Source organism: Micromonospora sp. NPDC047521, from assembly GCF_055587305.1.
On the sequence record NZ_JBVJGN010000006.1, the window covers coordinates 290260 to 316102 of the forward strand.

The following is a 25843-nucleotide window of genomic DNA, read 5'->3' on the forward strand; positions in this document are numbered from 1 at the left end:
ACTGCGCGGGATAGCGTGGATGCCATGCTCTACCTGGACCGGCCTGCCTGGCCGTGGCGCGGTCGGCTCTGGTCACACCTGATCAGCGACGTCTCGTACGCCGAGCTGCACGCCTTCGCCGAGGCGTTGGGCGCGCCCCGGCGTGGCTTCGACAGGGACCACTACGACATTCCCGCCGACCGGTTCGCGGCGGCGGTGTGGCTCGGTGCCCGGGTGGTGCCGAGCCGGGAGCTGGTCCGGTTGCTCCGCGACGCCGGTCTGCGCCGCCCGAAGCACCTGGTCAGCCGGCCCGCACCGGTGGGTCGGTGAGCGCGGCCAGCTCGCGGCGCAGGTTGTCCCGGGCCGGGCGCTCCCAGCGGGCGGCCAGCGGCGGCAGCCGGAACAGCGCGGGCAGTTCCAGCAGACCGGTCAGCACCGCCGCCCGTCCGGCCCGGAAGGCCGGCTCCGGTACGTGCGCGTACTCCCGCCGGATGGCCGCCGCGTAGCTGTCGTACGCCTCAGGCGGTGTGGCCAGCACGGCGAGATCCGCGTCGCAGAGCAGAGCGCCGTCGCGGTCCTGCGGTGTCACCGCGTGCCCGGCGGTGAGCAGCACCAGGCGGTGTACCTCGGCCACGGCGGACGCGGGCACCCCGAGCCCGGTGAGCACGCCTGTGGCCAGCGCGGCGCTGTCCCGTTCGTTGGCGTCGCCGGAGGCTCGGGGGTCGTAGACCGCGTCGTGGTACCAGGCGGCGAGCCGCACCAGGTCGACCCGGCCGGCCAGGTCGGCGTGCCGGTCCACCACGTCCAGGACGGCGGCCAGGTGGGTGAGCGTGTGGTAGTGCCGCTGCGGCTCCCGCCAGCGGTCGAGCAGGTGCTCCCCGGCCCGCGTCACCGCCGGCCCGGGCCGCGCGCCGGCACCCTGGGCCGCCACCCGCCACCGGTCCAGCAGATCAGCCACCGCCCGATTCTGTCGCATCCGCCCGCGACGCGCGGGACCTGAGGATTCAGCGGGCCCGCCACGGGTAGTCGCGCCCATGGCCGTGGCCCGGGACAAGCGACCACCGATGGTGCGGCGTACCGCGCTGCGCGATGGGCTGGTGGACATCGACGGCGCCCGGATCGCCGAGGCCACCGAGGAGCTGCGCCACCGCAGCCGGGCCACCCTGCACGACCGCCTGCACCGGGTGCGGATGGCAGGTGGACTGGCCGTGCAGGCCGGGCTCGCGGCCGGCCTTGCGTACTTCGTCTCGCACCGGCTGCTCGGCAACCCGCAGCCGGTCTTCGCGCCGATCTCGGCGGTCGGCACCCTCGCCGCGTCGGTCGGCCAGCGGTTCCGCCGGACCGTGGAGCTGATCGTCGGGGTGGGCGTCGGGGTGTTCGTCGGTGACCTGCTGATCTACTTCCTCGGCACCGGCGCGTGGCAGCTCGGCCTGGTGGTCACCGTGGCGATCCTGCTCACGATCTTCGCCGGGGCGAGCGTCGCCATCGTCATCCAGGCGGCGGCCACGGCGGTGCTTATCGTGACGCTGAGCCCGTCGACCCAGAACCTGGAGATCCCCCGCTTCGTCGACGCGTTCCTCGGCGGTGGGATCGCCTTGCTGGTGACGGCGGTGCTGCTGCCACTGAACCCGCTACGGGTGATCAACCGGGCTGCCCGGCCGGCGCTGGACCTGCTCGCCGTCCAGCTCGACGCCACCGCGGACGGGCTGCGCAACCGGGACCGGGCGGCCGTCCAGCGGGCACTGGACCGGCTGCGCGACAACAAGGAGGAACTGGCCACCCTGGCCGAGGCCATCGAGGGGGCGAAGGAGACCGCCACGCTGTCCCCGGCCCGCTGGCACCGCCGCGACGAGCTGACCCACTACGCGGAGGCGGCCGACCCCATCGACCGGGCGATGCGCAACAGCGGCACGCTGATCCGCAGATCGGTCACCCTGATCGAGGACGACGAGCCGATACCCGACCCGATGGCGGACGCGATCGGTCACCTCGCCGAGTCGGTGCGGCTGCTCAAGCACGAGTTCGCCGCGGGCGAGACGCCGGAGAAGGCCCGGGAGCGGTCCCTGCGCGCCGTCAGCGAGGCCGGCCGGGCGTACGGCGCGGGGGTCGGTTTCTCCGGCAGCGTCGTCATCGCCCAGATCCGCACCACGGCCAGTGACCTGCTGGTGGCCTCCGGAATCGAGCAGGAGGAGGCGAACCGGTGGATCCGAAGCGCCTTCGGCGAGCAGGAACGGCCCATCGGCGAACCGGCCGAGCCGGGCGGCGCACCGAAACCGCCTACCGCCCCGCCCGTCGGCTGAGCGGGGCCGCGCGCCTCACCCCAGCTCGGCGAGCGCCGCGAGGAGCCGGTCCACCTGGTCGACGGTGCTGCCCAGGCCGATGCTGGCGCGCAGCGCGGTGGCCGGCAGGTCCCGTCGACCGCTGCGCCCGGCCGCCTCGGCGAGCAGCCGCCGGGCCAGCGGGTGGGCACAGAACAACCCGTCGCGTACGCCGATCCGGTGCTGGGCGGCCAACCGGGCCGCCACCTCGGCGGAGTCCCACCCGGCGACCACGAACGAGACGATCCCGACCCGGGGAGCGTCCGGGCCGAAGGTGCGCAGCTCCACCACGTGCGGCAGGGCGGCGACCCCGGTGCGCAGCCGAGCCAGCAGCGCCTGCTCACGGGCCGCCAGCGCGGACCGGTCCGCCCCGGCGAGCGCCGTACACACCGCGGCCAGCGCCACCGCGCCGAGCAGGTTCGGGGTGCCGCCCTCATGCCGCGCCGGGCCGGTCGCCCAGGTCACGTCGTGGGTGGCCGGGCCGACCCGGCTGGTGGCGCCACCACCGGCCAGGTACGGCGGGGCGGCGTCCAGCCAGTCGGCCCGGCCGATCAGCACACCCGCGCCGAACGGGGCGTACAGCTTGTGGCCCGACACGGCCAGGTAGTCCACGTCGAGCGCGAGCCTGTCGACCGGCTCGTGCGGGGCGAGCTGCGCGGCGTCGAGTGCGATCCGGGCCCCGTGCCGGTGGGCCACCCGGGCCAGCTCCGCGACCGGCCACCGTTCCCCAGTCACGTTGCTGGCCCCGGTCACCGAGACCAGCACCGGCAGCGCCGGACTGCTGTCCCGGCGCAGCTCGGCCAGGGCGGCGGCGAGGGCGCGTACCGCCCCGGCGGGATCGGCGGGCACCGGCAGTCGTACCGAGCCGCGCGGCCAGGGCAGCAGGTTCGCGTGGTGCTCGCCGGCGAACGTGACCACCGTGGTGCCGGCGGGCAACGCCCGGCCCAGCAGGTTGAGCGCGTCTGTGGTGTTCCTGGTGAAGATCACGTGGTCGTCGGCGCGGGCTCCGAAGAAGTCGCCGACCGTCTGCCGAGCCTGCTCGTAGGCCAGCGTGCAGCGCCGCGACAGCGCTCCCGCGCCCCGGTGCACACTCGCGTACCAGGGCAGCAGCTCGGTGACCGCGTCGGCCGCGGCCCGCGCGCACGGCGCGCTTGCCGCGTAGTCCAGGTTGATCTCGCCGGGCACGCCGAGCACGTCGAGCGGCGCGGACGTCGCCGTGGGCAGGGCGGGCAGCGAGGGTACGAGAGTGACGGACACGCCGGAACCTCCGGGGTCAGGGACCCCGGGTGCGGCATCGGGACGGGGTCCGCGCTTGCCCAGCACACCGATCGGGCTGGGCCCGGTCATCACCCGGGGCACCCCACCGCGAACTCGACGAGGGTTGCCGGCCAGCAAGCCGGGGCTTGACGCTGGCGCTCGTGACCTGCCCGCAGCATAGCGGCTGCCGATGCGACCGGACCAGCCGGCGACGGATGGCTACGCTGACCGCATGGCCGACACCCCGCCCGGTTCACCCCTGCCGTCGACGCCGCCCGCGCCCGCGGCTCCGCCCGCCGGCGAGGCACCCCGGATGCCACTGCGCCGGCTCGGCTGGCGGCGGTTCCTGGTGCTGGCCGGGGTGGTGCTGTTGATCGCCGCGTGCGCGGTGTTCATGGTGTTCACGCTCGGCCAGTCGCTCGGCGCGCGGGCCCTGCTGGTCGGGGTGGTCGCCGCCATCCTGCCGGTGCCGGTGCTTGTCGCCTGCTTCCTCTGGCTGGACCGGTACGAGCCGGAACCCCTCAAGTACCTGATCTTCTGTTTCGCCTGGGGTGCGTTCGTCTCCACGGCCGCCTCGCTCACCGTGAACGAGTTCGCCGCCGGCCGCTTCGCCGACTGGGGCCTGCCGGCCGCGCTCACCGGAGTGCTCGTGGCACCGTTCATCGAGGAGCTGACCAAGGCGCTCGGCCCAATCCTGCTGCTGGTGTTCCGCCGCCGGGAGTGGTCCGGGATCACCGACGGGCTCGTCTACTGCGGGCTCTCCGCGGTCGGCTTCGCCATGGTGGAGAACATCCTCTACCTGGGCGGGTACGGCTACGCGGCAGGCGCCGACCGCTACGGTCCCGCGACCGGCACCCAGCAGGTGATCGCCATCTTCATCGTGCGGATCCTGCTGTTCGGGTTCGCCCACCCGCTTTTCACCTCGATGACCGGTGTGGGGCTGGGTGTCGCGGCCCGGACGGCGGACCGGCGGGTCCGCGTGCTGGCGCCGGTCGCCGGTCTGCTGCTGGCGATGATGCTGCACGGCACCTGGAACCTGCTGCCCACGCTGACGCAGGCCACCGGCGAGGCGATCATCATGCTGTACGGCTTCCTGGGCCTCATGGTGCCTGTCTTCTTCGGCATGGTGGGGCTCGCGGTGTGGCTGCGCGCCTGGGAGGGGCGGCTCACCGAGCGGACGCTGCCGGACTACGTACGCGCCGGCTGGTTGACCCCGCCCGAGGTGGCCGCGCTGAGCAGTCTCGGGCGTCGGCACGCGGCCCGCAGTTGGGCCCGCCGGGTCGGCGGGGACGCCGGCCTGCGGGCGATGCGTGGGTACCAGTTCGCGGCGACCCGGCTGGCGCTGCTGCGCGACGGGACACTGCGTGGCCTGGACCGCAAGCCCGCCGACCAGGAACGGTCGGCCCGGGAGGAGCGGGAGTTGCTGGAGGCGATCGGGGCGTACCGGTCGTTCTTCGTGGGTCGGGACCCGCAGGCTCCGGTGGGGGTCTGGGACGGCAGCCGCTACCACCTGCGTTTCCCGGACGGCACGCAGCGCCCGGTGGACGCGCCGGACGAGCCTGTGGTGCCGATCCCTGTGGTGCTGGCTCCCGCGCCGCCCACGCCCCCGGTCGGGTACGCGCCTCCCGGCTGGCCCGGCATGCGGCAGGCCGCGCCGTGGACGCCCGGCCAGCACTGACAGCGGGCGGGTCAGGTCATCAGGGTGGTGAGGAAGTCACCGAGGCCCTGGGCCATCGCGACAAGCGCGGCGCCGATCGCCTTGAACATCTGCGCGGCCCCGTCCGGCCGGAACGCCATGAAATAGATCAGGAACGCGACGCCGCCCCAGGTCAGCAGCTTCTTCACGAATACCGGCATCGTCCCTCCCCAGGGCCACGGTCGCCGGATGGCTTCCCGTCGTGCCGCGCGGCAAACGGTGCGCGGCGGGGAGGAGGAGCGTCAGAGGTACAGGCCTGTGGAGTCGTTCTCGATCCGCTCGGCGGCCACGGCGTGCACGTCCCGTTCGCGCAGCAGCACGTAGCCACGGCCGTGCAACTCGACCTCGGAGCGGTCGTCCGGGTCGAAGAGCACCCGGTCGCCGGAGACGATGGCGCGGACGTTCGGCCCCACCCCGACGGCGGTGGCCCACGCGAGCCGTTTGCCCACGGCGGCGGTCGCCGGGATGACGATGCCCGCGGTGGAGCGGCGCTCGCCCTCGCCGCCCTCCATCCGTACCAGCACACGGTCGTGCAGGAGGCGGATCGGCAGGCCGGCGTCGAGATCCTGGTCGGCGGTCACGACGCAGACGCTACCGTGTCGCCGACGGCCGGCCTCCGGTGGTTACGCCGGGAGGCCAGGGGGCAATGTGTGGCGGAACTGCCCTACGGTGTCGGGAACGGACGTATGCTGTCCGACCTGTCGCCGTGGGCGGACCGTTCTTCTGCCAGGAGGTGCGCTTGAGCCGCTTCGAGCGGGTACGCGGGCGGCTCCGCCGCGCCTACCAGTCGAGCCGGGAGCCGGTCCCCGCCGACCAGGATGCTCCGGAGCCGGCCCGGGTGGCCTCGCCGTCCGTGCCGGGGCCGAGCGCGCCGCCGAGCGCCACTGTCGTCGGCGCGGAACCCCAGGTGGACCTGCACACCTCCACGTCCAGCCGGGATGACGCCGACGTGCCGCACGGGCTGCGGATCGCCGCCGCCTGGTGCTGGCGGTTGATCGTGATCGGGGTGGTCGCCTGGGCCCTGCTGCGGATCGTCGGCACGATCAAGATCGTGATCATCCCGCTGGCTGTCGCGCTGCTGCTCTCGGCGCTGCTCGCGCCGGCCGTCGGCTGGCTGCTGCGGGCCCGGCTGCCCCGGTCGCTGGCCACAGCGGTGGTGCTTGTGGGCGGCCTGGCGGCGGTGATCGGCACGCTTACGCTTGTGGTAAACGAGTTCATCCGGGGCGTGCCGGAGCTGAGCGAGAAGTCCTCCGAGGGTGTCCGGCAGATCCAGAACTGGCTGAAGACCGGCCCGCTGCACCTCTCCGACACCCAGCTCGACCGCTACATCGACGAGGCGCAGGCCTGGATCAACGACAACACCTCGAAGTTCACAAGCGGCGCGCTGAGCACCGCCGCGACGCTCGCCGAGGTGCTGACCGGCACCATCCTGGTGCTCTTCGCGACGTTCTTCTTCCTGCGCGACGGCAACCGGATCTGGCGCTTCCTGGTCCGACTGCTGCCGGTGGCCGCCAGGTGGAAGGTCGACGACGCGGGCCGCGCCTCCTGGCAGACGCTCGGAGCGTACGTCCGGGCGACAGTGCTCGTCGCCTTCATCGACGCGGTGGGCATCGGCATCTTCCTTGTCGTCTTCGACATCCCGTTCGCGTTCCCGCTGGCCGCGCTCGTCTTCCTCGGCGCGTTCATCCCGATCGTCGGCGCGACGCTCTCCGGCGGCGTGGCGGTGCTGGTGGCGCTTGTCGACAGCGGCCCGGTCACCGCGCTGATCATCCTGGGTGCGGTGATCGGTGTGCAGCAGGTCGAGGGGCACGTGCTCCAGCCGCTGATCATGGGTCGGGCGGTGGCTCTGCACCCGCTCGCGGTGATCATCGGGATCGCCGCCGGTGTGGTGCTCGCCGGCATCACTGGCGCGCTGGTCTCCGTTCCCCTGATCGCCGTGCTGAACACGGCGGTGCGGCGGCTGGCCGCGCGGACCGTGCCGGACACCCCGCCCGACGCCGTGGTGGTCGCCGCCCAGGCCCCCTAGGGAGCGGCGCCGCGCCGCACCCCGGTCAAGATCGTGCTCGATCCTCGAAGTAGTGGCTTCCTCCCCGGAGGAGGCCACTACTTCGTTGTTGGTGCGCGATCTCGACCGTCGGGGCGCTGGTCGCGCGGGCACGGGCGCGTCAGGTCGTCGCCAGGCGTTTCAGGGCGCCACGGGCCACCTCCGGGCGGGTGGTGTACCAGAACGGCGGCAACGAGCGACGCAGGAACGGCCCGTAGCCCCGCGCCGTCTCCAGCCGGGAGTCGAGCACCGCGACGACGCCCTTGTCGCCCGTCGCCCGGATCAGCCGGCCCACACCCTGGGCCAGCCGCACCGCGGCGATCGGCACGCTCACCGCGGCGAAACCCGACCCGCCACCCGCGTCCACGGCCGCCGCCCGCGCCGCCGCGAGAGGCTCGTCCGGTCGCGGGAAGGGCAGCCGGTCGATGACCACGAGCTGGCAGGCGTCGCCCGGCACGTCCACCCCCTGCCAGAGCGACATCACCCCGAACAGGCAGCTGGACCGCTCCTCCCGGAACCTGCGCACCAGCAGCGGCAGCGCCTCCTCGCCCTGCAACAGCACAGGCAGGTCGGTCCGCGCGCGCAGCAGCTCCGCCGCCTGCTGCGCGGCCCGCCGCGAGGAGAACAACCCGAGGGTACGACCACCGAGAGCCTCGACCAGCCCGAGCAGTTCCTCCCCGGCCGCCTCGGGCAGGCCGGAGACACTGGGCCGGGGCAGGTGCGCGGCGACGTACAGGATGCCCTGCCGCGCGTAGTCGAACGGCGAGCCCACGTCCAGCGACCGCCACCCCGGGCCCTCGGTCGCCGGGATGGTGGTGGGGTCGGCCAACCGGCGGCCCGGTGTCTCGGCGGCCGGGCGACCCGCCCCGGTGCGGGCGGCCAGCGAGGCGGCCGCCGGGGACGCCGGGACCGGCGGCGCGTCCAGCCCGAGGGCACGGGCCACCGTGTCGAACCGGCCGCCCAGCGCCAGGGTCGCCGAGGTGGCGACGACTGTGCGTTCGTCGTACAGGTGGGTGGCGAGGGTGCCGGCCACCGACAGCGGCGCGACCACGAGTGCCCGACGGCTGCCGCTGTCGTTCTTCTCCACCCAGGCCACGTCGTGCTCGGCCTCCTCCAGCAACCGCTGTGCCGTCGTGGAGAGGTCGTCGAGCGCTGCCTTCGCCTGCTGCTTGCGGACCGGGTCCGGATCGTCGGACTTGATGTCGCCTATCGCGTCCAACGCGCTGCGGGTGGCCGCGTCGAGCAGCGTGCACGCCTCCCGAAGGGGCGTCGGCAGCCCGGCGGTGAGTCGCCCGGCCGGCGCCTCGGCCAGCCCGACCGCGAGGGCGTCACCGGCGGCGGTGAGCGCCTCGGCGGTCTCCGGCCGCAGCAGCGTACGGGCCCGCCGGGTGGTCCGGTCGATCAGCTCGGGCACCAGCTCCGCCTGCGCCGCCGAGGAGACCCGGTCGGCCAGCTCGTGCGCCTCGTCCACGATGAGCAGCTTGTGCGGCGGCACGATGTGCCGGTCCGCGAGCATGTCGACAGCGAGCAGGCTGTGGTTTGTCACCACGATGTCGGCCTCCCGGGCCCGGGCCCGGGACGCCTCGGCGAAGCACTCCTGCCCGAACGGGCAGCGGGTCGCGCCCACGCACTCCCGGGCCGGCATCGACACCAGCCGCCAGGCCTGGTCGTCGACGCCCGGGTCCAGCTCGTCCCGGTCGCCGGTGGCGGTCTTCTCGGCCCAGTCGCGTACCCGTTCGATCTGCTTACCCAGCCGGCCCGCCTCGCCGAGCCACTTCGTGCCGCCGCCGGGGCGGGCGGCCGGAGCGTCGAAGAGCGTGTCCTCCGGCTCCTCCTCGGTGGAGTTGTCCAACCGGGCCAGGCAGAGGTAGTGGTGACGACCCTTGAGCACCGCGAAGGTGGGCCGGCGACCCAGCAGCGGCTCGACCGCGTCGGCCAGCCGGGGCAGGTCGTGGTCGACGAGCTGAGACTGCAACGCCAGGGTGGCGGTGGACACCACCACCGGGCCGTCCACGGTGAGCGCGGGCGCGAGGTAGGCCAGCGACTTGCCGGTGCCGGTGCCCGCCTGGACGAGCAGGTGCTCGCCGCTCGTCACGCACTCCTCGATCGCCGTGGTCATCTGCTGCTGGCCGGGGCGTGCCGCGCCACCGGGGACCGCGCCCACGGCCGCCGCCAGCAGCTCCGTGCCGCTGGGTCGGGCGCCCCGCCGCCGGCTCCCGGCACGGGCCGACGGGGAGGCGGAACCGGTGGCGGTGCGGGGCGGAGTCACCGTGCGACGGTACCCGCCGCCGCCGACACCGGCCGCGCCCATCCGCCCGCGTGGCGCGGACCCACCCGTACGCCCCGATGGCCGTGCCGTCCCGTTACGACCGCGCTACGACGCGTGGGCAGTATCGGTTAGGGTGCGAATCATGCCGAGCGACGTGGTCCGAGTGATCTACCGCAAGTACGACGGCAGCGCCCACCGTGACTACCCGGCCCGCCGGCTCGCCGAGGACGACCTGGGCATCTGGCTGGGCGTCCCGTTCGGCACCGAGTCGGTCTACCACGGCCGGCCCTCGGTGGAGAGGATTCCCTTCGTCCTCCTGGTGCCGCACCACGCCTGGTGGACGTGCATGTTCAACCCGCCGCCGCGCACCAGCGAGGTCTACTGCGACATCGCCACCCCGGCCCGCTGGGAGTCCGACGACACCGTCCACCTCATCGACCTCGACCTGGACGTGGTGCGCCGCCGCGCCACAGGTCTCGTGGAGCTGCTCGACGAGGACGAGTTCGCCGAGCACCGGGCCCGCTTCGGCTACCCCGAGGACGTGGTGGTGGAGGCCGAGGCGGCCGCCAGGTGGCTGTACGGCGCGCTGGGCGACGGCACCGAGCCGTTCGCCACCTCGTACCGCAAGTGGCTGGCGTTGGTGGTCTGAGCCGGCGCCCGGGTCACCAGCGCGGCGGCCAGGTGTCGTCGTCGCCCAGCGGTGGCAGGTCGGCCAGTTTCTCCGGGTTGAGCTGGTTGAAGATGCCTGTTATCCGGCCCTGGTCCACGGCGAACGCGGTGATCAGGCGGATCGGCCGCCCGTCGCTGTGCACCGTCTCCATCTGAAGACCCGGCACGCCGTCGACGAGCACCGGCCGGGACAGCACACGGTGGGTGTACCTGCCGGCACGGCCGAACAGGCCGAGCGTGAAGCGGCCCACCTGGGCTGCGCCGACCACCGGCCGACGGGCCGACGGGAAGTGCCCGCCGGAGTCGCCGAGCAGGACCACGTCCGGCGCGAGCACCCGCACCAGCGCGTCCAGTTCGCCGGACTCGGTGGCCGCGACGAACGCCTCGATCACGCGCCGCTGCTCGGCCGGGTCGGCGCTGTGCCGGGGCGCGTCCGGCGCGGTCACCGCCCGTCGGGCGCGGGAGGCGAGCTGCCGGGCAGCCCCCTCGGTGGTGCCGAGCACGCCGGCGACGCCCGCGAACGGCACCGCGAACACGTCGTGCAGCACGAGGGCGACCCGTTGCTCCGGCGCGAGTCGCTCCAGCACCACCAGCAGCGCCGTACCTACCTGGTCGGCACGCACCGCCCGCTCCGCCGGGTCGGGGGCGTACCCGTCCGGTGCCGGACGGCTGTCCAGTGGGCGTACCTCCGGCTCCGGTAGCCACTGCCCCGGGTACGCCTCCCGTCGGACGCGGGCCGAGCGGAGCACGTCGAGGCAGATCCGGGCGCACGTGGTGGTCAGCCAAGCGGGCAGGTCGCGGATCTCCGCACGGGCCGCCGGGTCGGCGAGCGCCCCGGCGTAGCGCAGCCAGGTCTCCTGCACCGCGTCCTCGGCCTCGCTGCGGCTGCCCAGCATCCGGCGGGCCACCGCGAGCAGGCGGCCCCGCTCGGACTCGAACTCCGTCGCCAGGTCCCGCACGGACCCACCACCTCCCGACCGGTTGCCTCCTGGACGTCCATCCTCCCGCCGAATCCGGGCGCGGGCAGCCCCGGATGCCGGCCGCGACCGCTCTCGGCGGGCGGACCGCCGGGGGGTGGGCGATGATCCGTGCATGAGCACATCCCAGGAACCGCGGATCGTGGCGCCGGACGGCGGCGGAGTACGAGAGCTGCTGCGGGTCACCGCGCCTGTGGATCTCGGCGCGATCGATCCCCGGTCCACGCCCGGCCTGCCGGTGGCGGAGATGGACGGCGGCCGCCGCAAGACCTGGGCGCGGGAGCAGGTGGAGCTGGTCGGCGAGGAGCTTGGCCGGCAGCAGGAGATGCTCTTCGCGATGGCCCAGGCCGGGTCGGAGCGGCCGGCGCACCGGGTGCTGCTGGTGCTCCAGGCCATGGACTGCGGTGGCAAGGACGGCACGATCAAGCGGGTGGCGGGCGCCATGAACCCGCTGGGCCTGCACATCCGCTCGTTCGGTCCGCCGACCCCGCAGGAGCTGCGACACGACTTCCTGTGGCGCATCCGCCGGGCGCTTCCCCCACCCGGGTACGTCGGGATGTTCAACAGGTCGCACTACGAGGACGTGTTGATCGCCCGGGTCGCCTCGCTGGTACCGGACGCCACCTGGAGGGCCCGGTACGACGAGATCAACTCCTTCGAGCGGGAGCTGACCGACGACGGCGTGACTCTGGTCAAGGTGATGTTGCACATCTCGTACGCCGAGCAGGGCGAGCGCCTGCTGCAACGACTCACCGACCCGCGCAAGCACTGGAAGTACAACCCCTCGGATGTCGACGCCCGGGCCCGCTGGGACGACTACCAGGCCGCGTACGCCGAGGCTCTGAGCCGGTGTGCCACGGACGCCGCCCCCTGGTTCGTGGTGCCGGCGGACCGCAAGTGGTACCGGGACTGGGCGGTGGCCCACCTGCTGAGGGAGACGTTCGACACGCTTGATCTGGGGTATCCGCCTGCCGATTTCGATGTGGCGCACGAACGGGAGCGGCTGCGTACTGGGGGAGCGGGGGCGGATGGGGCGCCCGAGATGAACGGCAGGTGAACGACCGGTGAATGTGGCTTGGCCAGGGGTGGGCCGACGAATTCGCGGTCCAGCCGTTTTCTAGCATTCACCGGGCGGGTGCCCAACGGGTGCCGCCACCCTTCCACCGACGCGACGAGGTCTGTGCTGTGAAGTTTTCCTTCCGCCCCACCGAGGGCGCCTTCTACGAGCTCTTCACCAGGGCCGCGCAGAACCTGGTCCGGGGCACCGCGCTGCTGAACGAGCTGGCCCTGCCCGGCGTCGACGTGCAGTCGGTCAGCGAGCGGCTGACCGAGGTCGAGCACGACAGCGACCAGATCACGCACGACCTGTACAAGAAGATCAACTCGACGTTCATCACGCCGTTCGACAGGGAGGACATCTACCGGCTCGGCTCGCTGCTGGACGACGTGATGGACCACCTGGAGGCGGTCGGCGACCTCCTCTACCTGTACGGGCTGACCGAGCTGCCCGCGTTGCCCCGCGAGCTGCACGAAATGGTCAACGTGCTCGACCAGCAGGCCAAGCTGACCGCCGAGGCCATGCCCCGGCTGAAGTCGATGAAGGACCTCGAGGACTACTGGATCGAGTGCAACCGGCTGGAGAACGAGGGCGACCGGATCAACAGGCAGCTGCTCGTACGCCTCTTCTCCGGTGAGTACGACGCGTTGACGGTGCTGAAGATGAAGGAGGTCGCCGACGAGCTGGAGGCCGCCTGCGACGCCTTCGAGCACGTGGCCAACACCGTCGAGACCATCGCCGTCAAGGAGTCCTGAGCCGGTGTCCCCTGAACTCATCGCCGTACTGGCGGTGATCGCGGTGGCCCTGGCGTTCGACTACACCAACGGCTTCCACGACGCCGCCAACGCGATCGCCACAAGCGTCTCCACCCGGGCGCTGACCCCGCGGATCGCCCTCGGGCTCGCCGCGGTCGGCAACTTCGTCGGCGCCCACTTCGGCGCCGGCGTCGCCAAGACCGTCGGCGATGGCCTGGTCACCCTCCCGACCGGGGTGAGCAGCCTCGGGGTGGTCTTCGCCGGAGTGCTCGGTGCGATCGCCTGGAACCTGATCACCTGGTACTTCGGTCTGCCCTCGTCGTCGTCGCACGCGCTCTTCGGCGGCCTGGTCGGCGCGACCCTGCTGTCCACAGGCGGTCTCGTGCAGTGGGGCAACATCGGCGAGAAGGTGCTGCTGCCGATGGTGCTCTCGCCCATCGTCGGTCTCACCCTCGGCTACCTGCTGATGCTCGCCATCCTCTGGCTGTTCCGCAAGGGGCAGCCGGGCAAGCTCAACAGGGGCTTCCGGTGGGCGCAGACCGCCTCGGCGGCCGCCATGTCCGTCGGCCACGGCATGCAGGACGCCGCCAAGACCATGGGCATCGTGGTGCTGGCGCTGTACACGGGCGGTTTCCAGGAGAGCAAGACGCACATCCCGGGCTGGGTGTTCTGGACGTCCGCGACGATGCTGGCCCTCGGCACGTACGCCGGTGGTTGGCGGATCATCCGGACCCTCGGACGCAAGATCATCGACCTCGGGCCGCCGGAGGGCTTCGCCGCCGAGACGGTGGCCAGCGCGGTGCTCTACTTCAACGCCCTGGTGCTCAAGGCGCCGATCTCCACCACCCACACGATCACCTCGGCGATCATGGGTGTGGGCGCGACCAAGCGGCTCTCCGCGGTGCGCTGGAACGTCGCCGGCAACATCGTGATCGCCTGGATCATCACGTTCCCGGCCGCGGCGCTGATCGCCTGCGTCACGTACCTGCTGGTCCGGCCGCTCTTCGGCTGACCGGGTCCCGCACGCGAAAAGGCCCCCCGACCGGGGGGCCTTTTCGCGTTCAGACGTACCGCACGCCGATCTGCCCGCGGATCGTGTCCAGCAGCGCCATCACCTCGAGTGTGGTGGTGTGCGGCACGAGCGGGCTCTCGGTCAGCCCGGCGGCCAGGCAACGCTGCACCTCGATCGCCTCGTACTGGTAGCCGTTGCCGGCCTCCTCCGCGACTATCGTCTCCGGCTCGGCGCCGGCCCGGTGCACTGTCAGCGACGCCGGCCGGAAGAACGGCTCCGGCAGGTCGATCCGGCCGGTGGTGCCGGTGATCGAGGCGGACAACTCGCTGGCCCCCACCATGCCGCAGCTCAGCGTGGCCAGCGCCCCGGTGTCGTAGCCGAACAGGATGCCCGTGTTCTCGTCCGTCCCCTCCGGCCCGAGCTGCGCCCAGGACCGGATGTGCTGCGGCACCCCGAGCAGCAGATGGGCCAGGCTGATCGGGTAGATCCCCAGGTCGAGCAACGCACCCCCGCCCAGCACCGGGTTGCGCATCCGGTGCTCCGGCGGGAACGGCCCGGCCACCCCGAAGTCGGCCCGGACGCCGCTCACCGTGCCGATCGCCCCCTCCCCGATCAGCTCGACCACCCGCTGGATGAGCGGGTTGGTCCGCATCCACATGGCCTCCATGAGCAAGACCCCTGCGGCGCGGGCGGTGTCCACCAGCTCGGTGCTCGTCGCCAGGTCCAGCGTGAACGGCTTCTCCAGCAGCACCGCCCGTCCGGCGGTCAGGCAGGTCATCGCCGCCTCGTGGTGCGCGGCGTGCGGCGTGGCCACGTAGATGACGTCGACCTCCGGGTCGGCCGCCAACTCCACCCAGGAGCCGTACGCCCGCTTCGCGCCGTGCTTGTCGGCGAACCGCTGCGCGCTGTCGGCGGCCCGGGAGCCGACCGCGACGAGCTCGGCGTCCGGCACCAGCCGGAGGTCTTCAGCGAAACGGCTGGCGATGTGGCCGGTGGCCAGGATGCCCCAACGAGTCATGCCGGAACGCTAGCCGAGCCGGGTGAACCGCCCGCTGCCCGGCCCGCCGGCCGATGGCTCATCCGCCGAACCCTTGCGCCGATCGGCGGTCCGCCCACCCCTGTGCACGCCCTTTGCTCTGCTTAAGCGGACGCAACAGTCACCGGACATTACCGTCGCGTCCGCTTAAGCAGAGCAAAGGAGCGGTGGGGGTGGTCGGCGGCTGCGCCGAGGTGCCTGGCACACCAACCAGCCCCGCCGGTCGGGGAACTAGGCTCGCGGCATGACGATCGACAGCGACGGCTTCGCCGCCCCGGCCGCCCTGGTCGAGCACGCCCGCCGGTTCCAGGCCGAGGGCGGCACCCCGGCGGTGCCCCGGGTCGCGGCCACGGTGCTGCTGCTGCGCCCGACCGACACCGACTTCGAGGTGTACGTCATCCGCCGGGTCGCCGCCATGACCTTCGGCGGGATGTACGCCTTCCCCGGCGGCGGGGTGGACCGCTCCGACTCGGAGGCGCACCTGGACTGGGCCGGCCCGACGCCAACCGAGTGGGCGGGACGCCTCGGGGTCGCCCCGGACGCCGCCCAGGCGGTGGTCTGCGCCGCCGCCCGGGAGGTCTTCGAGGAGGCGGGCGTGCTGCTCGCCGGCCCGGACGAGGCGACGGTGGTGGGCGACGTCAGCGGCGACGACTGGGAGACCGCCCGGCAGGACCTGGAGGGGCGTCGGCTGGGCTTCGCGGCGCTGCTCGCCGACCGGCGTCTCACCCTGCGGTCGGACCTGCTGCTGCCATGGAGCCGGTGGATCACCCCCGAGTTCGAGCCGCGCCGCTTCGACACGTACTTCTTCGTGGCCCTGCTGCCGGCGGGGCAGCGGACCCGCGACGTCTCCGGCGAGGCCGACCACACCCTGTGGATCCGGCCGGCCGACGCCCTGGCCCGGGCGCGGGCCGGCGAGCTGACCATGCTGCCACCGACCCTCGTCACACTCGCCCAGGTGGCGGCGGCCGGCGACCCGGCCGGGGTGGCCCGCGCGGCGGCCGACCGGGACGCGGCCACCCCGGTCACCCCCCGCCTCGACCTGCCACCGGACGGCGAACCGCGCTTCGTGCTCGGCTGACCGCCGCGCCTCGGGGTACACGAAGGGGCGCCGGTCAGGTCGACCGACGCCCCTCGCGGCGCGGGACGCGGCGGTTCAGCCGAAGCGGCCGGTGATGTAGTCCTCGGTCTTCTTCACGCTCGGGTTGCTGAAGATCTTCTGGGTGTTGTCGTACTCGATGAGCCGGCCGGGGTCGCCTGTCTTCTCGATGGAGAAGAAGGCGGTCCGGTCCGACACCCGCGCGGCCTGCTGCATGTTGTGCGTCACGATGATGATCGTGAACTTGTCCTTGAGCTGGAACATCAGGTCCTCGATCGCCAGCGTGGAGATCGGGTCCAGGGCGGAGCACGGCTCGTCCATCAGCACGACCTGCGGCTCGACAGCGATGGTCCGGGCGATGCAGAGCCGCTGCTGCTGACCGCCGGAGAGGCCCGCGCCGGGCTTGCCCAGCCGGTCCTTGACCTCGTCCCACAGGTTCGCCGAGCGCAGCGCCTTCTCGGCGGCCTCGTCCAGGATCGACTTCTTCCGGACGCCGTTGAGCTTCAGCCCGGCCACCACGTTCTCGAAGATGCTCATGGTGGGGAACGGGTTCGGCCGCTGGAAGACCATGCCGATCATGCGCCGGACCGCTGTGACGTCCACGTCCCGGTCGTAGATGTCCTGGTCGTCGATGGTCAGGCTGCCCTCGACCCGAGCACCGGGCAACACCTCGTGCATCCGGTTGATCGACCGCAGGAACGTGGACTTGCCGCAACCGGACGGGCCGATCAGGGCGGTGACGGTCTTCGGCTCGACCGTCAGGTTGATGTTCTCGATCGCCTTGAAGCCGCCGTAGTAGGCGGTGACGTTCGAGGCTTCGACACGCTTGGCCATGGTGGTGGTACCTCCGGGGTTCATCGGCTGAGCCGGTTGCGACGGGCCAGCAGCTTCGCCGCGATCGTCAGGATGAGCACGAGGGCGACCAGGGTGAGAGCCGCGGTCCACGCCCGTGCCGGCGCGTACCTCGACGCGTCACCGGCCTGCTGGTAGACGAAGAGGGACAGCGACGACTGGCTGTTCTCGAAGGGGTTGGTGTTGATGGCGGCGCCGCCGCCCGCGACGAGCAGCACCGGCGCGGTCTCGCCGGCCGCGCGGGCGATGGCGAGCATGACGCCCGTGACGATGCCGGGCAGCGCCGTCGGCAGGACCACCCGCAGGATGGTCTTCCACTTGGGTACACCGAGGGCGTACGCGCCCTCGCGCAGCGGCGCGGGGACGAGGCGGAGCATCTCCTCGGTGGACCTGACGATTGTGGGCAGCATGAGCACGCTCAGCGCGAGCGCGGCGGCGAAGCCGGAGAAGCTGGGCCGGCCGTCGTTGAACCACGGCGACACGATCAGCACCCAGAACGCCAGCACGAAGAGGCCGGAGACGATCGACGGGATGCCTGTCATCACGTCCACGAAGAACCGGATCGCGAAGGCGAACCTGCCGCGCCCGTACTCGACGATGTAGATGGCGCACAGGACGCCGAGCGGGACGGTGATCAGGGTGGCGATGCCTACCTGCTCAAGCGTGCCGACGATCGCGTGGTACGCGCCGCCGTTGGCGTCCCGGGCCCCGATGTTGTTCATCGAGGTCTGGAAGAAGTTGACGTCCAGCCGCTCCGTGCCCTTGCTGACAAGCGTCCAGACCACCGAGACGAGCGGGAGCACCGCCAGCACGAACGCGGAGTGGATCAGCGCGCTCCAGGTGCGGTTGCGGGCCGACCGGCGCCCCTCGACCGTGTTGGCCGCGGCGAAGAGCCCGACCAGGTAGAGGACCGCGCCGAGGGCGACCACGAGGACCGGGCCGCCGATGCCGGCGCCGTAGACGACCGCCGCGGCGAGCGCCAGGGCCGCGACGGCGATGGCAGGTGCGGCGTACCAGGGAAGTCGCCGACCCCGCAGTGACGCGGGCTGGGCCGGCGGGCGGGTGCGGTGGGAGGTGACGGTTGTGGTCATGCGGCCGACTCCGTGAACTCCCGGCGGCGGTAGATGATCGCCCGCGCCGTGATGTTGACGATCAGCGTGATGGTGAACAGCACCAGGCCGGAGGCGATGAGCGCGCCCCGTCCGGTCTCGTTCGCCTCGCCGAACGCGTTGGCGATGTTGGCGGCGATGGTGTTGCCGCCGTTCTGGATGAGGTTGAACGAGATGCCGAAGGTGATGCCGAGGGTCAGCGCCAGGGCGATGGTCTCGCCGAGGGCGCGGCCCAGGCCGAGCATCACCGCGGCGATGATGCCGGGGCGGCCGTAGGGGAGAACCGCGGTACGCAGCATCTCCCAGCGGGTGGCGCCCAGCGCGAGGGCGGCCTCCTCGTTCGCGGTAGGCGTCTGGAGGAACACCTCACGGGAGAGCGAGGTGATGATCGGCAGCACCATGATGGCGAGCACCAGGGCGCCCAACATGATCGACTTACCGAACGGGCCGTCGCCGCCGAAGATCGGGATCCAGCCGAAGTACTCGTTGAGCCAGACCGAGAAGTCCCGCACCGGGTTGATGAAGATGTCCCGACCCCAGAGGCCGAAGACCACGCTCGGCACGGCGGCCAGCAGGTCGACCAGGAAGCCGAGCGCGGTGCCCAGCCGGCGGGGCGCGTAGTGCGAGAGGTAGAGCGCGATGCCCAGCGCCACCGGCACCGCCATCAGCAGCGCGAGAGCCGAGCTGAGCACGGTGCCGAAGGCGAGCGTGCCGATGCCGAACTTGGGCTCTGTCTCGTTGGGGGACCAGCCCTCGTAGGACCAGAAGTTTTCGGTGTTGGCGCGCAGGGCCGGTACCGCCTTGGCGACCAGGAAGATCGCGATGGCGGCGATGATGACCAGAACGGCGGTGCCGGCGGCAAGTGTGAGACCGCGGAAGGCCCGCTCGGCGCCGAACTTGCGGCTGCGCGGCAGCGCGCCGCCGCCGCCCAGCCCGGCGCCGCCCGGGGAACGGGTGCTGACTGGTGCCTCGGCCACACGCGCCGAGGCACCGGCGGGCCACTCGTGACTCTGGGTCACGCGCGTCCCGCCGGTGCCGGCGTCGGCCGAGCGGTGAGGGGTTTCACCCATCTGCTCGCTCGATTCGGTTGCGGAGGTGGTGGGGTCGGGTCAGGAGAGGTTCGTGACCGCGGTCTCGACCTTGGTGCGGACCGTCTCCGGCAGCGGGGCGTAGCCCAGGTCGGTAAGCGAGTTCTGGCCCTCGGCGCTGGCGGCGTAGCCCAGCAGGCCCTTGACCAGCTTGAGCTTGTCGGCGGCGAGGCCCTTGCTGCAGACGATCTCGTACGTCGCCAGGACGATCGGGTAGGCCCCGGCCTCCTTGGTGTTGTAGTCGATCGACAGCTTGAGGTCGTCGCCCTGGCCCTCGATCTTGGCCCCGGCGATGGTCTTGCCGGCGGCCTCGGCGGTCAACGCGGCAAACTCGCCGTTGCCGTTACCGATCTTGGCCATCTTCAGGCCGGCGTTCTCGGCGAACGACCACTCCATGTAGCCGATGGAGCCGTCGGCGCCCTTGACGGAGCTGGCCACGCCGTCCGAGCCCTTGGCGCCGGTGCCGCCCGGGGCCTTCCAGGCCTTGGCGTTGCCCAGCGTCCAGTCCGCCTCGGAGGTCTTCGAGAGGAACTTGGTGAAGTTGTCGGTGGTGCCCGACTCGTCCGAGCGGTGGACGGTCTGGATGGTGGTCGCCGGGAGCTTGGCGTCCGGGTTGTCGGCCTTGATCGCCGCGTCGTCCCACTTGGTCACCTTGCCGGCGAAGATCTTCGCCAGGGTGGCCGGCTTGAGCTGGAGGTTGTCCACGCCGCTGACGTTGTAGGCGACGGCCACCGGGCCGATCACCATCGGCAGGTGGATGGCCTTGCCGCCGACGCACTTGGCGTCGGCCTTCGGCTGCTCCTCCGGCTTGAGCGCGGAGTCGGAGCCGGCGAAGTCGGCGGTGCCGGCGATGAACGCCTGGATGCCGGCGCCCGAGCCGGAGGCCTCGTAGTTGATCGTGGTGCCCTGGCACTTCTGCTGGTACGCCTTGATCCACTCGGCCATGGCGTTCTTCTGCGCCGACGAGCCCTGGGCGTTCAGCGTTCCGGTAGCGCAGTCGACCGCGGCGGCCGAGCCCGAAGCAGTTGCGCCGGAGGCGGGCTCGTTGTTGTCCGAGCCGCATGCACTGAGGCCGAGCGTCGCGGCAAGAGCGAGGCAGGCAATAGTGCCGTACCGCTGGAGCTTCACCTGAGGGGTTTCCCTTCGCGTCTGACTTGGCGCCCCGATCCCGGGGCCCTAGGACCGGCAGTGACCGGCTGACACGAAAGTTAGAAGTGCCAGGTAGCCGGTTCGCCGGTCGCAAATGAACGCGAGGTGAACACGTACGGCCCGTCAGGTGACCGCTCGCTGAGGGTGAGTTGTCCGTTAAGTGAACCGGGGCATCTCAGCGCCCGTTCCCGCTCAGCCGAGGTGGTAGTTGATGTGCGCGGACCAGCGGGCGAAGCCCATCCGCTCGTACAGCGCGACGGCCCCGGTGTTCGAGTCGTCCACGTAGAGCATCACCCGGTCCAGGCCCCGCTTGTCCCGCAGGTACGCCAGACCCGCGGTGGTCAACGACCGACCCAGTCCGCCGCCGTGCGCGGTCGGCTCCACGCCCAGCACGTACACCTCGCCGATGCGGGCCGATCCCGGCCGCTCGTGCACCTTGGTCCAGTGGAACCCGAGCAGCCGACCCGTGGCGGTCTCCTCGGCGAGCAGGAAGCCCGCCGGGTCGAACCACGGCTCGGCCAGGCGGACCCGCAGGTCGTCCGAGGTCCACCGGCCCTGCTCGGGGTGCTCGGCGAAGGCCCGCGAGTTGAGGGTCAGCCAGGCCGCGTCGTCCGCCCCGGGCCGGTACGCGCGCAGCGTGACCCCGTCGGGCAGTCGCGGCTCACCAAGCGGGGCGGCCAGTGGCCGGCGCAACTGCCAGAGCACCCGGGCGCGGGTGAACCCGAGGTCGACGGCGAGCGCGGCGGCCGAGGGGTGGTCGCCGTGCGCCCACGCCCGCAGTGGCCCGGTCGCCGAGGCGAGGACGCCCCGGGCGAGTGCCCGACCGGTGCCCCGACGCCGGTACGCGGGGTGCACCACCAGTTCCACCCCGATGCCGCCCACCGGGTCGGTGGTGTCGAGGTGCGCGTACCCGGTGAGGGTGCCGTCGTCGGCGCGGGCGACCAGGTGCACGGCGGGGGCGTCGGGGTCGCGCAGCCGGAGCAGGACGTGTTCGTCGAGGGGGTCGGCGCCGTCGGTGTCGCCGGCCGTACGTGCCAGGGCCAGCACATCGGTGATCTCCGCCGGGGCCAGTCGGTCCCTCCGGGTCACCTGGTCGCTGGTCGGCTCCGCGCTGCTCATCCCGTCACCGTATCCGTTGCGCCACTGGACACCCGGAGGGTCGCCGAGGAAAGGCGCCGGTGCCCAGGCGACGCCTCGCGGCCCGCCCGGGTCTCAGGTGGGGTCGGTGGGCAGAGCCTCCAACTCGAACCGCGCGGTCAGGTCGGGCAGGATCCGCCGCAGCGCGTCCATGGTGCCCTGCCGGTCGCCACCGGCGTCGTGCAGCAGCACCACCGACCCCGGTTCGGCCTGACTGGTCACGGTCGCGGCGATCCGGCTCGCGCCGGGGAGTTCCCAGTCCTGTGGGTCCACCGACCAGTGCAGCGGGGTCATGCCGAGCTGCTGCGCCACCGACACCACGGGATAGGTCCAGGCGCCGCCGGGCTGGCGGTACCAGACGATCGGCGCGTCAGGCACCGCAGCGCGGATCGCCTCGTTGGTACGCAGCAGGTCGGCGCGGATCATGTCCGCCGAACGGTTGCCGAGGGTGACGTCGTGGTGCCAGGAGTGGTTGCACAGGGTGTGCCCGCCGTCCACGATCGCCTGGATCAGGTCGGGGTGGTTCTGCGCGTTCTCGCCCACCACGCAGAAGGTCGCCTTGACGTCGAACTCGCGCAGCATGGCGAGCACCTGCGGGGTGTAGCGCGGATCCGGCCCGTCGTCGAAGGTCAACGCGAGGCGGGGCGTACCGGTGCTGGTGTGCGCCCCGAACAGTTGGCCGCCGCCGGAGTCCCGTCCCGACCCGTCCTGGCCTGCCTCGGTGGGCCCGGCGCCGCGACTGGGGCTGGGTGCTCCGCTCGGCTCGGCCTCGGTCGGCTGGTCGGCGTAGTACGGCCCGTCGGCGTTGGTGGTGACACCTGTGGTCTTGCGCGCCTGCGGCTGGTCGGGGATGAGGCTGCGGCCCAGCACGTAGGCCGAGCCGAGCAGCGCCGTCACCACGAGTGCCACGATTCCGGCCGCCCGGACGGTCGGGTTGCCCCGCGTCACGGCCTGCACCCCGCCGACCGGTCACGCCGGCCCGTCGCCCCCGTGGTCTCTGCGCGCACCGTCGACTCCCCTCTGCTGACAAACCCGGCAGTCAGAATAGAACCGACGAGATGCGCAAAAAGGGCATATGGGGAATCCTCCCGGGCGGGAGGCTGGCAACCGATCAGACGGGCAGTGGGGCGTGCTCCGCCTCGGGCAGCGACCGCGACGGCGGGACGACGAACTTGTAACCCACCTGGCGGACCGTGCCGATCATCGACTCGTACTCCGAGCCGAGCTTGGCGCGCAACCGCCGGACGTGCACGTCCACCGTGCGGGTGCCGCCGAAGTAGTCGTAGCCCCAGACCTCACGCAGCAGCTGGTCCCGGGTGAACACCCGGCCCGGGTGCTGCGCCAGGAACTTCAACAGCTCGAACTCCTTGTAGGTGAGGTCGAGCGGACGTCCCTTGAGCTTGGCGGCGTACGTGTCCGGGTCGATGCTCAGTTCACCCGCGCGGATCGAACCGCCCGCGCCGGCGGTCGCGTTGCTCAGCCGGCCCACGGCCAGCCGCAGCCGCGCCTCCACCTCGGCGGGGCCGGCCGAGGCGAGGATGACGTCGTCGACGCCCCAGTCGGCGTTCAGCGCGATCAGCCCGGCCTCGGTCACCACCGCCACGAGCGGCACCCCGAGCCCTGTGGCGTGCAGCATCCGGCAGGTCGCCCGGGCCTCGCTCAACTCCGACCGCGCGTCCACCAGCACCGCGTCGGGGCTGGGCCCGGCGACCAGGGTGCGGACGTCGCGTGGTGCGGTACGGACCGAGTGCGGCAACAGGTCGAGTGCCGGCAGCACAGCGGACGGTTCCCCTGCGCGTGCGGTCACCAGCAACAGGATCTCCACGATCACCTCCGTCCCGGCGGCGCGTGGCCGCACGCGACCAGACACACTCGTGAGGGAGTGCGCTGAGAAATTGCGTGGTCCCGGCGTCGCTGACGGGCGGGTAACGCGTTGAGCGTAACCGATCGCCTCGGCGGCGCCGTCAGGCGATTTCCCGTTTGTCTAGCTTGCCCCTGATCGTGGCGCAGGTTTTAACGTTGCTGAAACCCTTGACCACCGCACCGGCCGGCCGGTCTGGCACGATCGGGGCGTGTTTCCCTCCACCTCGCCGGACGCCGGCCGCGAAACGTGGCCCGACGGGCCACGTCCGGGCCCGGCCGCACCGACCCGTGGCCAACCGCCCGCGCCGCGCACCGGTCCGGCCGTCGCCGACGGCGACCGCCGCGAACGGGGTGGTCCCCGCCGTGCCCGTCGCGCTGGGGAGCCCGCCCGCCGCTCCGAGGACGACGTCGACGAGCCGGAGGAGGAGGTCGTACCCCCGGTCGAGGTGCACCGCCCGCTGGCGCTGACCATCGCCGGATTCGCGGCGCTGCTCGGCGTCGGCCTGGTGCTCGGCGCGCAGACGTCGGGCCCCGGTCACCGGTTGCCGTTCGCCTTCATCGTCTTCGGCGTCCAGCTGCTGTTCGTGCTCGCCTGGGCGATGGCCATGCGCCCGCCCGCCCTGCTGCTTGTCGCAGGTGTCAGTGCGGTGGTCGCCGCACTCGCCGACGTCGCCGCGGTGCAGACAGACGTCGCCGGCCTGGCGCCGCTGGGCTACCTGGCCGCCGGTGGCTTCCTCGCCGCCGTGCTCGGTCAGCTGGTCCGCCGGGTCGACCGGGTCCGGGTCACCGACTCACTCGGCGCCACGCTGCTCATCGTCGTCGGGGTGGTGGCCTTCGGCACCCTGATCGTGCTCAGCCGCATCCCGGCCGGCACCCAGGCGATCACGGTCTGCCTTACCGCGAGCGGAGTCGCGCTCACCGTCGCCCGGCTCACCGACGCCGTGCTGCCCTGGCCCCGGCTGGCCCCGCAGGTGCCCCGGGGCGCCGCCGGCGTGGTGGCGGGCGCCATGGTCGGCACGCTGATCAGCGCGCTGCTCGGCGGTTACCTGGTGGCGCCCTTCACGCCCACCCGGGCCGCGGTGATCGGCCTGGTCGCGGCGGTCACCGCAGTCCTCACCGACCTCGCCGTCGGGTACGCGGAGGCGGGGCGGCTGATGGCCGGCGAGCCGCCCACCATGTGGGTCGCCCGGCACATGCAGGGTCCGCTCGGTGGCTTCGCCCTTGCCGCACCTGCCGCGTACGCCATGTGCATGCTCTTCCTCTGAGCCACGGTTGAGCCCGGAGCCGGTCGGGTACCTACGGGTGCGCCGCCCTGCGGCACCGGTACGAGCGCCCCGTCGCACCGCGGCGGGCGGAGACAGGAGGCGGCGTGGCCCAGGACTATCCGGCGGACGAGGTCCGGCCCCGACGGCGCGGTCGCAAGCTGCTCATCGGCCTGGTCGTCCTGCTCCTGGTGGTGGCCGGCCTGCTGGTGGTGGCCGACCGGGTCGCGGTCGGCGTGGCCGAGAGGGAGATCGCCAAGCGGGTCAGCCAGGAGGTCACCAAGCAGGGCGCGCAGTCGGCCGCACCAGAGGTGCAGGTCGGCGGTACGCCGTTCCTGACGCAGGTGCTCGACGGCCGTTACGAGCGGATCACCATCAAGCTGCGGGACGTGCAGGCGTCGGTCGAGGGCGATGCCGTACGGCTGCCGGTGCTTGACGTCGACGCGCGTAACGTGCGGGCCTCCCTGGACACGCTCCGGACCGGTCAGGGCGATGTCGTGGCGGACACCGTGAACGGCACCGGCACGATCAGCTACGACAGCCTCGCCGCGTTGCTGGACCGGCCGGGGCTCACCCTCGGGGAGCAGGGCGGCAAGCTCGCCGTCACCGCTCCGGTCGACGTCCTCGGCCAGAAGTTCACAGTGGCCGGCACCGCCGACGTCACAGTTGCCAAGAACGGCGCCGTCGCCCTGCGCTTCAACAACCTGGACGCCGAGGGTCTGCCGAACCTGCCGCTGGCCCGCACCGTGCTGAACAACTACGCCAAGGGCATCTCGATCGACGTGCCGCTGCCCGACCTGCCGTTCCAGTTGGCGCTTCGGGAGGTCCGGCCGTTGCCCGAGGGGTTGGCGGTCACGGCCGACGCGAAAGATGTGCCGATCAACTCCGTCAGCTGACCGGTGGGACAGGGAACAGCCGGTGGCCCTGGCGATTCCCGGATGGTGGTCGGCTCAGTGGCAGCCAGGTCACTGGCTGGTAGGCTCCCTGACCATGGGGACTCACCTCACCAAACGGCGCGCGGTCGACCTGTGCCGCGTGGCCACCTGCCTGTGTCGCCCCGTCATCTGACGGCGGGGCTGTCTCCGGCCGCCTGATCGGCGGCCTCCGGCACGCAGGGTTCTCGTACCCTCCGGTGATCCCATCGAACGCCCGGCAGCGGCGCCGTCGCACGAACCCGTGATCCCGTCCTTCAGCTGGGTCCCGCGCGTGGTGCGACAG

General features: G+C 72.4%; 26 protein-coding genes and 1 riboswitch. Of the genes, 12 read left to right on the forward strand and 14 right to left on the reverse strand.

Going from position 1 to position 25843, the window contains the following annotated elements; all coding sequences use genetic code 11:
• The first annotated feature begins 24 nt into the window (after positions 1 to 24).
• Positions 25 to 309, forward strand: coding sequence for a DUF4031 domain-containing protein (locus ACZ6N8_RS16370; RefSeq protein WP_354820127.1), 285 nt, complete (start codon positions 25 to 27; stop codon positions 307 to 309).
• On the opposite strand, the gene ACZ6N8_RS16375 is transcribed toward ACZ6N8_RS16370, so the two are convergent.
• Positions 281 to 937, reverse strand: coding sequence for an HD domain-containing protein (locus ACZ6N8_RS16375; protein ID WP_466010719.1), 657 nt, complete (start codon positions 935 to 937; stop codon positions 281 to 283). The two genes, ACZ6N8_RS16370 and ACZ6N8_RS16375, sit on opposite strands and share 29 nt — an antisense overlap.
• 106 nt (positions 938 to 1043) lie before the next feature.
• Here ACZ6N8_RS16375 and ACZ6N8_RS16380 point away from each other — a divergent pair, with 106 nt between their 5' ends.
• Positions 1044 to 2279 carry an FUSC family protein gene (locus ACZ6N8_RS16380; RefSeq protein ID WP_466010912.1) on the forward strand — a complete coding sequence of 412 codons (1236 nt, stop codon included), beginning with the start codon at positions 1044 to 1046 and terminating at the stop codon, positions 2277 to 2279.
• Between the two features lie 15 nt (positions 2280 to 2294).
• Here the strand turns inward: ACZ6N8_RS16380 and ACZ6N8_RS16385 are convergent, their stop codons facing one another.
• The gene (locus ACZ6N8_RS16385) at positions 2295 to 3554 is read right to left on the reverse strand and encodes an aminotransferase class V-fold PLP-dependent enzyme (protein WP_466010720.1); all 1260 of its coding nucleotides are present in this window, start codon (positions 3552 to 3554) and stop codon (positions 2295 to 2297) included.
• A gap of 46 nt (positions 3555 to 3600) precedes the next feature.
• A riboswitch (SAM riboswitch) is annotated at positions 3601 to 3721 on the reverse strand.
• 23 nt (positions 3722 to 3744) lie between these two features.
• On the opposite strand from ACZ6N8_RS16385, the gene ACZ6N8_RS16390 reads away from it, so the two are divergent.
• The gene (locus ACZ6N8_RS16390) at positions 3745 to 5232 is read left to right on the forward strand and encodes a PrsW family intramembrane metalloprotease (protein WP_466010722.1); all 1488 of its coding nucleotides are present in this window, start codon (positions 3745 to 3747) and stop codon (positions 5230 to 5232) included.
• 11 nt (positions 5233 to 5243) lie between these two features.
• Here ACZ6N8_RS16390 and ACZ6N8_RS16395 read toward each other — a convergent pair whose 3' ends face one another.
• Positions 5244 to 5411, reverse strand: a complete 168-nt coding sequence (locus ACZ6N8_RS16395; protein WP_354820115.1) for a hypothetical protein — start codon at positions 5409 to 5411, stop codon at positions 5244 to 5246.
• Positions 5412 to 5492: 81 nt separating this feature from the next.
• A complete protein-coding gene (locus ACZ6N8_RS16400; protein ID WP_354820112.1) occupies positions 5493 to 5831 on the reverse strand; it encodes a GroES family chaperonin in 339 nt (112 codons plus the stop codon).
• Between the two features lie 158 nt (positions 5832 to 5989).
• Between ACZ6N8_RS16400 and ACZ6N8_RS16405 the strand changes: the two genes are divergently transcribed.
• Positions 5990 to 7276 carry an AI-2E family transporter gene (locus ACZ6N8_RS16405; RefSeq protein ID WP_364372855.1) on the forward strand — a complete coding sequence of 429 codons (1287 nt, stop codon included), beginning with the start codon at positions 5990 to 5992 and terminating at the stop codon, positions 7274 to 7276.
• 139 nt (positions 7277 to 7415) lie between these two features.
• Here ACZ6N8_RS16405 and ACZ6N8_RS16410 read toward each other — a convergent pair whose 3' ends face one another.
• A complete protein-coding gene (locus ACZ6N8_RS16410; RefSeq protein ID WP_466010725.1) occupies positions 7416 to 9605 on the reverse strand; it encodes an ATP-dependent DNA helicase in 2190 nt (729 codons plus the stop codon).
• A 100-nt stretch (positions 9606 to 9705) separates the two neighbouring features.
• Here ACZ6N8_RS16410 and ACZ6N8_RS16415 point away from each other — a divergent pair, with 100 nt between their 5' ends.
• Entirely contained in the window at positions 9706 to 10212 is a 507-nt protein-coding gene (locus ACZ6N8_RS16415; RefSeq protein WP_466010726.1) for a DUF402 domain-containing protein, read from the forward strand.
• Positions 10213 to 10225: 13 nt separating this feature from the next.
• On the opposite strand, the gene sigJ is transcribed toward ACZ6N8_RS16415, so the two are convergent.
• Positions 10226 to 11191 carry an RNA polymerase sigma factor SigJ gene (sigJ, locus tag ACZ6N8_RS16420; RefSeq protein WP_466010728.1) on the reverse strand — a complete coding sequence of 322 codons (966 nt, stop codon included), beginning with the start codon at positions 11189 to 11191 and terminating at the stop codon, positions 10226 to 10228.
• Between the two features lie 133 nt (positions 11192 to 11324).
• On the opposite strand from sigJ, the gene ACZ6N8_RS16425 reads away from it, so the two are divergent.
• The 3 genes from ACZ6N8_RS16425 (at position 11325) to ACZ6N8_RS16435 (ending at position 14033) form a co-directional block, all read left to right on the forward strand.
• Complete coding sequence (locus ACZ6N8_RS16425; protein ID WP_466010730.1) at positions 11325 to 12266, forward strand: PPK2 family polyphosphate kinase; 942 nt, start codon at positions 11325 to 11327, stop codon at positions 12264 to 12266.
• Between the two features lie 128 nt (positions 12267 to 12394).
• Positions 12395 to 13021, forward strand: a complete 627-nt coding sequence (locus ACZ6N8_RS16430) for a DUF47 domain-containing protein (protein ID WP_145778717.1) — start codon at positions 12395 to 12397, stop codon at positions 13019 to 13021.
• Between the two features lie 4 nt (positions 13022 to 13025).
• Positions 13026 to 14033: an inorganic phosphate transporter gene (locus ACZ6N8_RS16435; RefSeq protein WP_139587550.1), complete on the forward strand. Its 1008-nt coding sequence runs from the start codon at positions 13026 to 13028 to the stop codon at positions 14031 to 14033.
• Positions 14034 to 14082: 49 nt separating this feature from the next.
• Here the strand turns inward: ACZ6N8_RS16435 and ACZ6N8_RS16440 are convergent, their stop codons facing one another.
• Positions 14083 to 15051 carry a Gfo/Idh/MocA family protein gene (locus ACZ6N8_RS16440; RefSeq protein ID WP_466010732.1) on the reverse strand — a complete coding sequence of 323 codons (969 nt, stop codon included), beginning with the start codon at positions 15049 to 15051 and terminating at the stop codon, positions 14083 to 14085.
• Between the two features lie 262 nt (positions 15052 to 15313).
• On the opposite strand from ACZ6N8_RS16440, the gene ACZ6N8_RS16445 reads away from it, so the two are divergent.
• Complete coding sequence (locus tag ACZ6N8_RS16445) at positions 15314 to 16147, forward strand: NUDIX hydrolase (protein ID WP_466010734.1); 834 nt, start codon at positions 15314 to 15316, stop codon at positions 16145 to 16147.
• A 75-nt stretch (positions 16148 to 16222) separates the two neighbouring features.
• Here ACZ6N8_RS16445 and pstB read toward each other — a convergent pair whose 3' ends face one another.
• From pstB to ACZ6N8_RS16480, 7 genes are all read right to left on the reverse strand, one after another.
• A complete protein-coding gene (pstB, locus tag ACZ6N8_RS16450) occupies positions 16223 to 16999 on the reverse strand; it encodes a phosphate ABC transporter ATP-binding protein PstB (protein ID WP_151488544.1) in 777 nt (258 codons plus the stop codon).
• A 20-nt stretch (positions 17000 to 17019) separates the two neighbouring features.
• The gene (pstA, locus tag ACZ6N8_RS16455) at positions 17020 to 18108 is read right to left on the reverse strand and encodes a phosphate ABC transporter permease PstA (protein ID WP_466010736.1); all 1089 of its coding nucleotides are present in this window, start codon (positions 18106 to 18108) and stop codon (positions 17020 to 17022) included.
• Positions 18105 to 19196: a phosphate ABC transporter permease subunit PstC gene (gene pstC / locus ACZ6N8_RS16460; protein ID WP_364372884.1), complete on the reverse strand. Its 1092-nt coding sequence runs from the start codon at positions 19194 to 19196 to the stop codon at positions 18105 to 18107. Before pstC ends, pstA begins: the two co-directional genes overlap by 4 nt.
• Before the next feature lie 39 nt (positions 19197 to 19235).
• The gene (gene pstS, locus ACZ6N8_RS16465; protein ID WP_466010738.1) at positions 19236 to 20342 is read right to left on the reverse strand and encodes a phosphate ABC transporter substrate-binding protein PstS; all 1107 of its coding nucleotides are present in this window, start codon (positions 20340 to 20342) and stop codon (positions 19236 to 19238) included.
• A 213-nt stretch (positions 20343 to 20555) separates the two neighbouring features.
• Complete coding sequence (gene mshD / locus ACZ6N8_RS16470; protein ID WP_466010740.1) at positions 20556 to 21482, reverse strand: mycothiol synthase; 927 nt, start codon at positions 21480 to 21482, stop codon at positions 20556 to 20558.
• 93 nt (positions 21483 to 21575) lie between these two features.
• Positions 21576 to 22448 carry a polysaccharide deacetylase family protein gene (locus ACZ6N8_RS16475; protein WP_466010742.1) on the reverse strand — a complete coding sequence of 291 codons (873 nt, stop codon included), beginning with the start codon at positions 22446 to 22448 and terminating at the stop codon, positions 21576 to 21578.
• Positions 22449 to 22611: 163 nt separating this feature from the next.
• On the reverse strand, positions 22612 to 23331 hold the full coding sequence (locus ACZ6N8_RS16480) for a winged helix-turn-helix transcriptional regulator (protein WP_208761169.1): 720 nt from the start codon (positions 23329 to 23331) through the stop codon (positions 22612 to 22614).
• Positions 23332 to 23572: 241 nt separating this feature from the next.
• On the opposite strand from ACZ6N8_RS16480, the gene ACZ6N8_RS16485 reads away from it, so the two are divergent.
• The 3 genes from ACZ6N8_RS16485 (at position 23573) to ACZ6N8_RS16495 (ending at position 25693) form a co-directional block, all read left to right on the forward strand.
• Positions 23573 to 24628, forward strand: a complete 1056-nt coding sequence (locus tag ACZ6N8_RS16485) for a hypothetical protein (protein ID WP_466010744.1) — start codon at positions 23573 to 23575, stop codon at positions 24626 to 24628.
• A 104-nt stretch (positions 24629 to 24732) separates the two neighbouring features.
• Positions 24733 to 25521, forward strand: coding sequence for an LmeA family phospholipid-binding protein (locus tag ACZ6N8_RS16490; RefSeq protein WP_466010745.1), 789 nt, complete (start codon positions 24733 to 24735; stop codon positions 25519 to 25521).
• A 94-nt stretch (positions 25522 to 25615) separates the two neighbouring features.
• Positions 25616 to 25693 (forward strand): Ms5788A family Cys-rich leader peptide, encoded by a 78-nt coding sequence (locus ACZ6N8_RS16495; protein ID WP_310503780.1) that lies wholly within the window; start codon positions 25616 to 25618, stop codon positions 25691 to 25693.
• Positions 25694 to 25843 lie beyond the last annotated feature (150 nt).

What these genes read in the sequence shown, in the direction of transcription:
- ACZ6N8_RS16370 (WP_354820127.1), top strand. Translation starts at nt 25, where the DNA reads ATGCTCTACCTGGACCGGCCTGCCTGGCCGTGGCGCGGTCGGCTCTGG.
- ACZ6N8_RS16380 (WP_466010912.1), top strand. Translation starts at nt 1,044, where the DNA reads ATGGTGCGGCGTACCGCGCTGCGCGATGGGCTGGTGGACATCGACGGC.
- ACZ6N8_RS16390 (WP_466010722.1), top strand. Translation starts at nt 3,745, where the DNA reads ATGCGACCGGACCAGCCGGCGACGGATGGCTACGCTGACCGCATGGCC.
- ACZ6N8_RS16395 (WP_354820115.1), bottom strand. Translation starts at nt 5,411, where the DNA reads ATGCCGGTATTCGTGAAGAAGCTGCTGACCTGGGGCGGCGTCGCGTTC.
- ACZ6N8_RS16410 (WP_466010725.1), bottom strand. Translation starts at nt 9,605, where the DNA reads ATGGGCGCGGCCGGTGTCGGCGGCGGCGGGTACCGTCGCACGGTGACT.
- ACZ6N8_RS16415 (WP_466010726.1), top strand. Translation starts at nt 9,706, where the DNA reads ATGCCGAGCGACGTGGTCCGAGTGATCTACCGCAAGTACGACGGCAGC.
- ACZ6N8_RS16425 (WP_466010730.1), top strand. Translation starts at nt 11,325, where the DNA reads ATGAGCACATCCCAGGAACCGCGGATCGTGGCGCCGGACGGCGGCGGA.
- ACZ6N8_RS16440 (WP_466010732.1), bottom strand. Translation starts at nt 15,051, where the DNA reads ATGACTCGTTGGGGCATCCTGGCCACCGGCCACATCGCCAGCCGTTTC.
- ACZ6N8_RS16445 (WP_466010734.1), top strand. Translation starts at nt 15,314, where the DNA reads ATGACGATCGACAGCGACGGCTTCGCCGCCCCGGCCGCCCTGGTCGAG.
- pstB (WP_151488544.1), bottom strand. Translation starts at nt 16,999, where the DNA reads ATGGCCAAGCGTGTCGAAGCCTCGAACGTCACCGCCTACTACGGCGGC.
- pstA (WP_466010736.1), bottom strand. Translation starts at nt 18,108, where the DNA reads ATGACCACAACCGTCACCTCCCACCGCACCCGCCCGCCGGCCCAGCCC.
- pstC (WP_364372884.1), bottom strand. Translation starts at nt 19,196, where the DNA reads ATGGGTGAAACCCCTCACCGCTCGGCCGACGCCGGCACCGGCGGGACG.
- mshD (WP_466010740.1), bottom strand. Translation starts at nt 21,482, where the DNA reads ATGAGCAGCGCGGAGCCGACCAGCGACCAGGTGACCCGGAGGGACCGA.
- ACZ6N8_RS16495 (WP_310503780.1), top strand. Translation starts at nt 25,616, where the DNA reads ATGGGGACTCACCTCACCAAACGGCGCGCGGTCGACCTGTGCCGCGTG.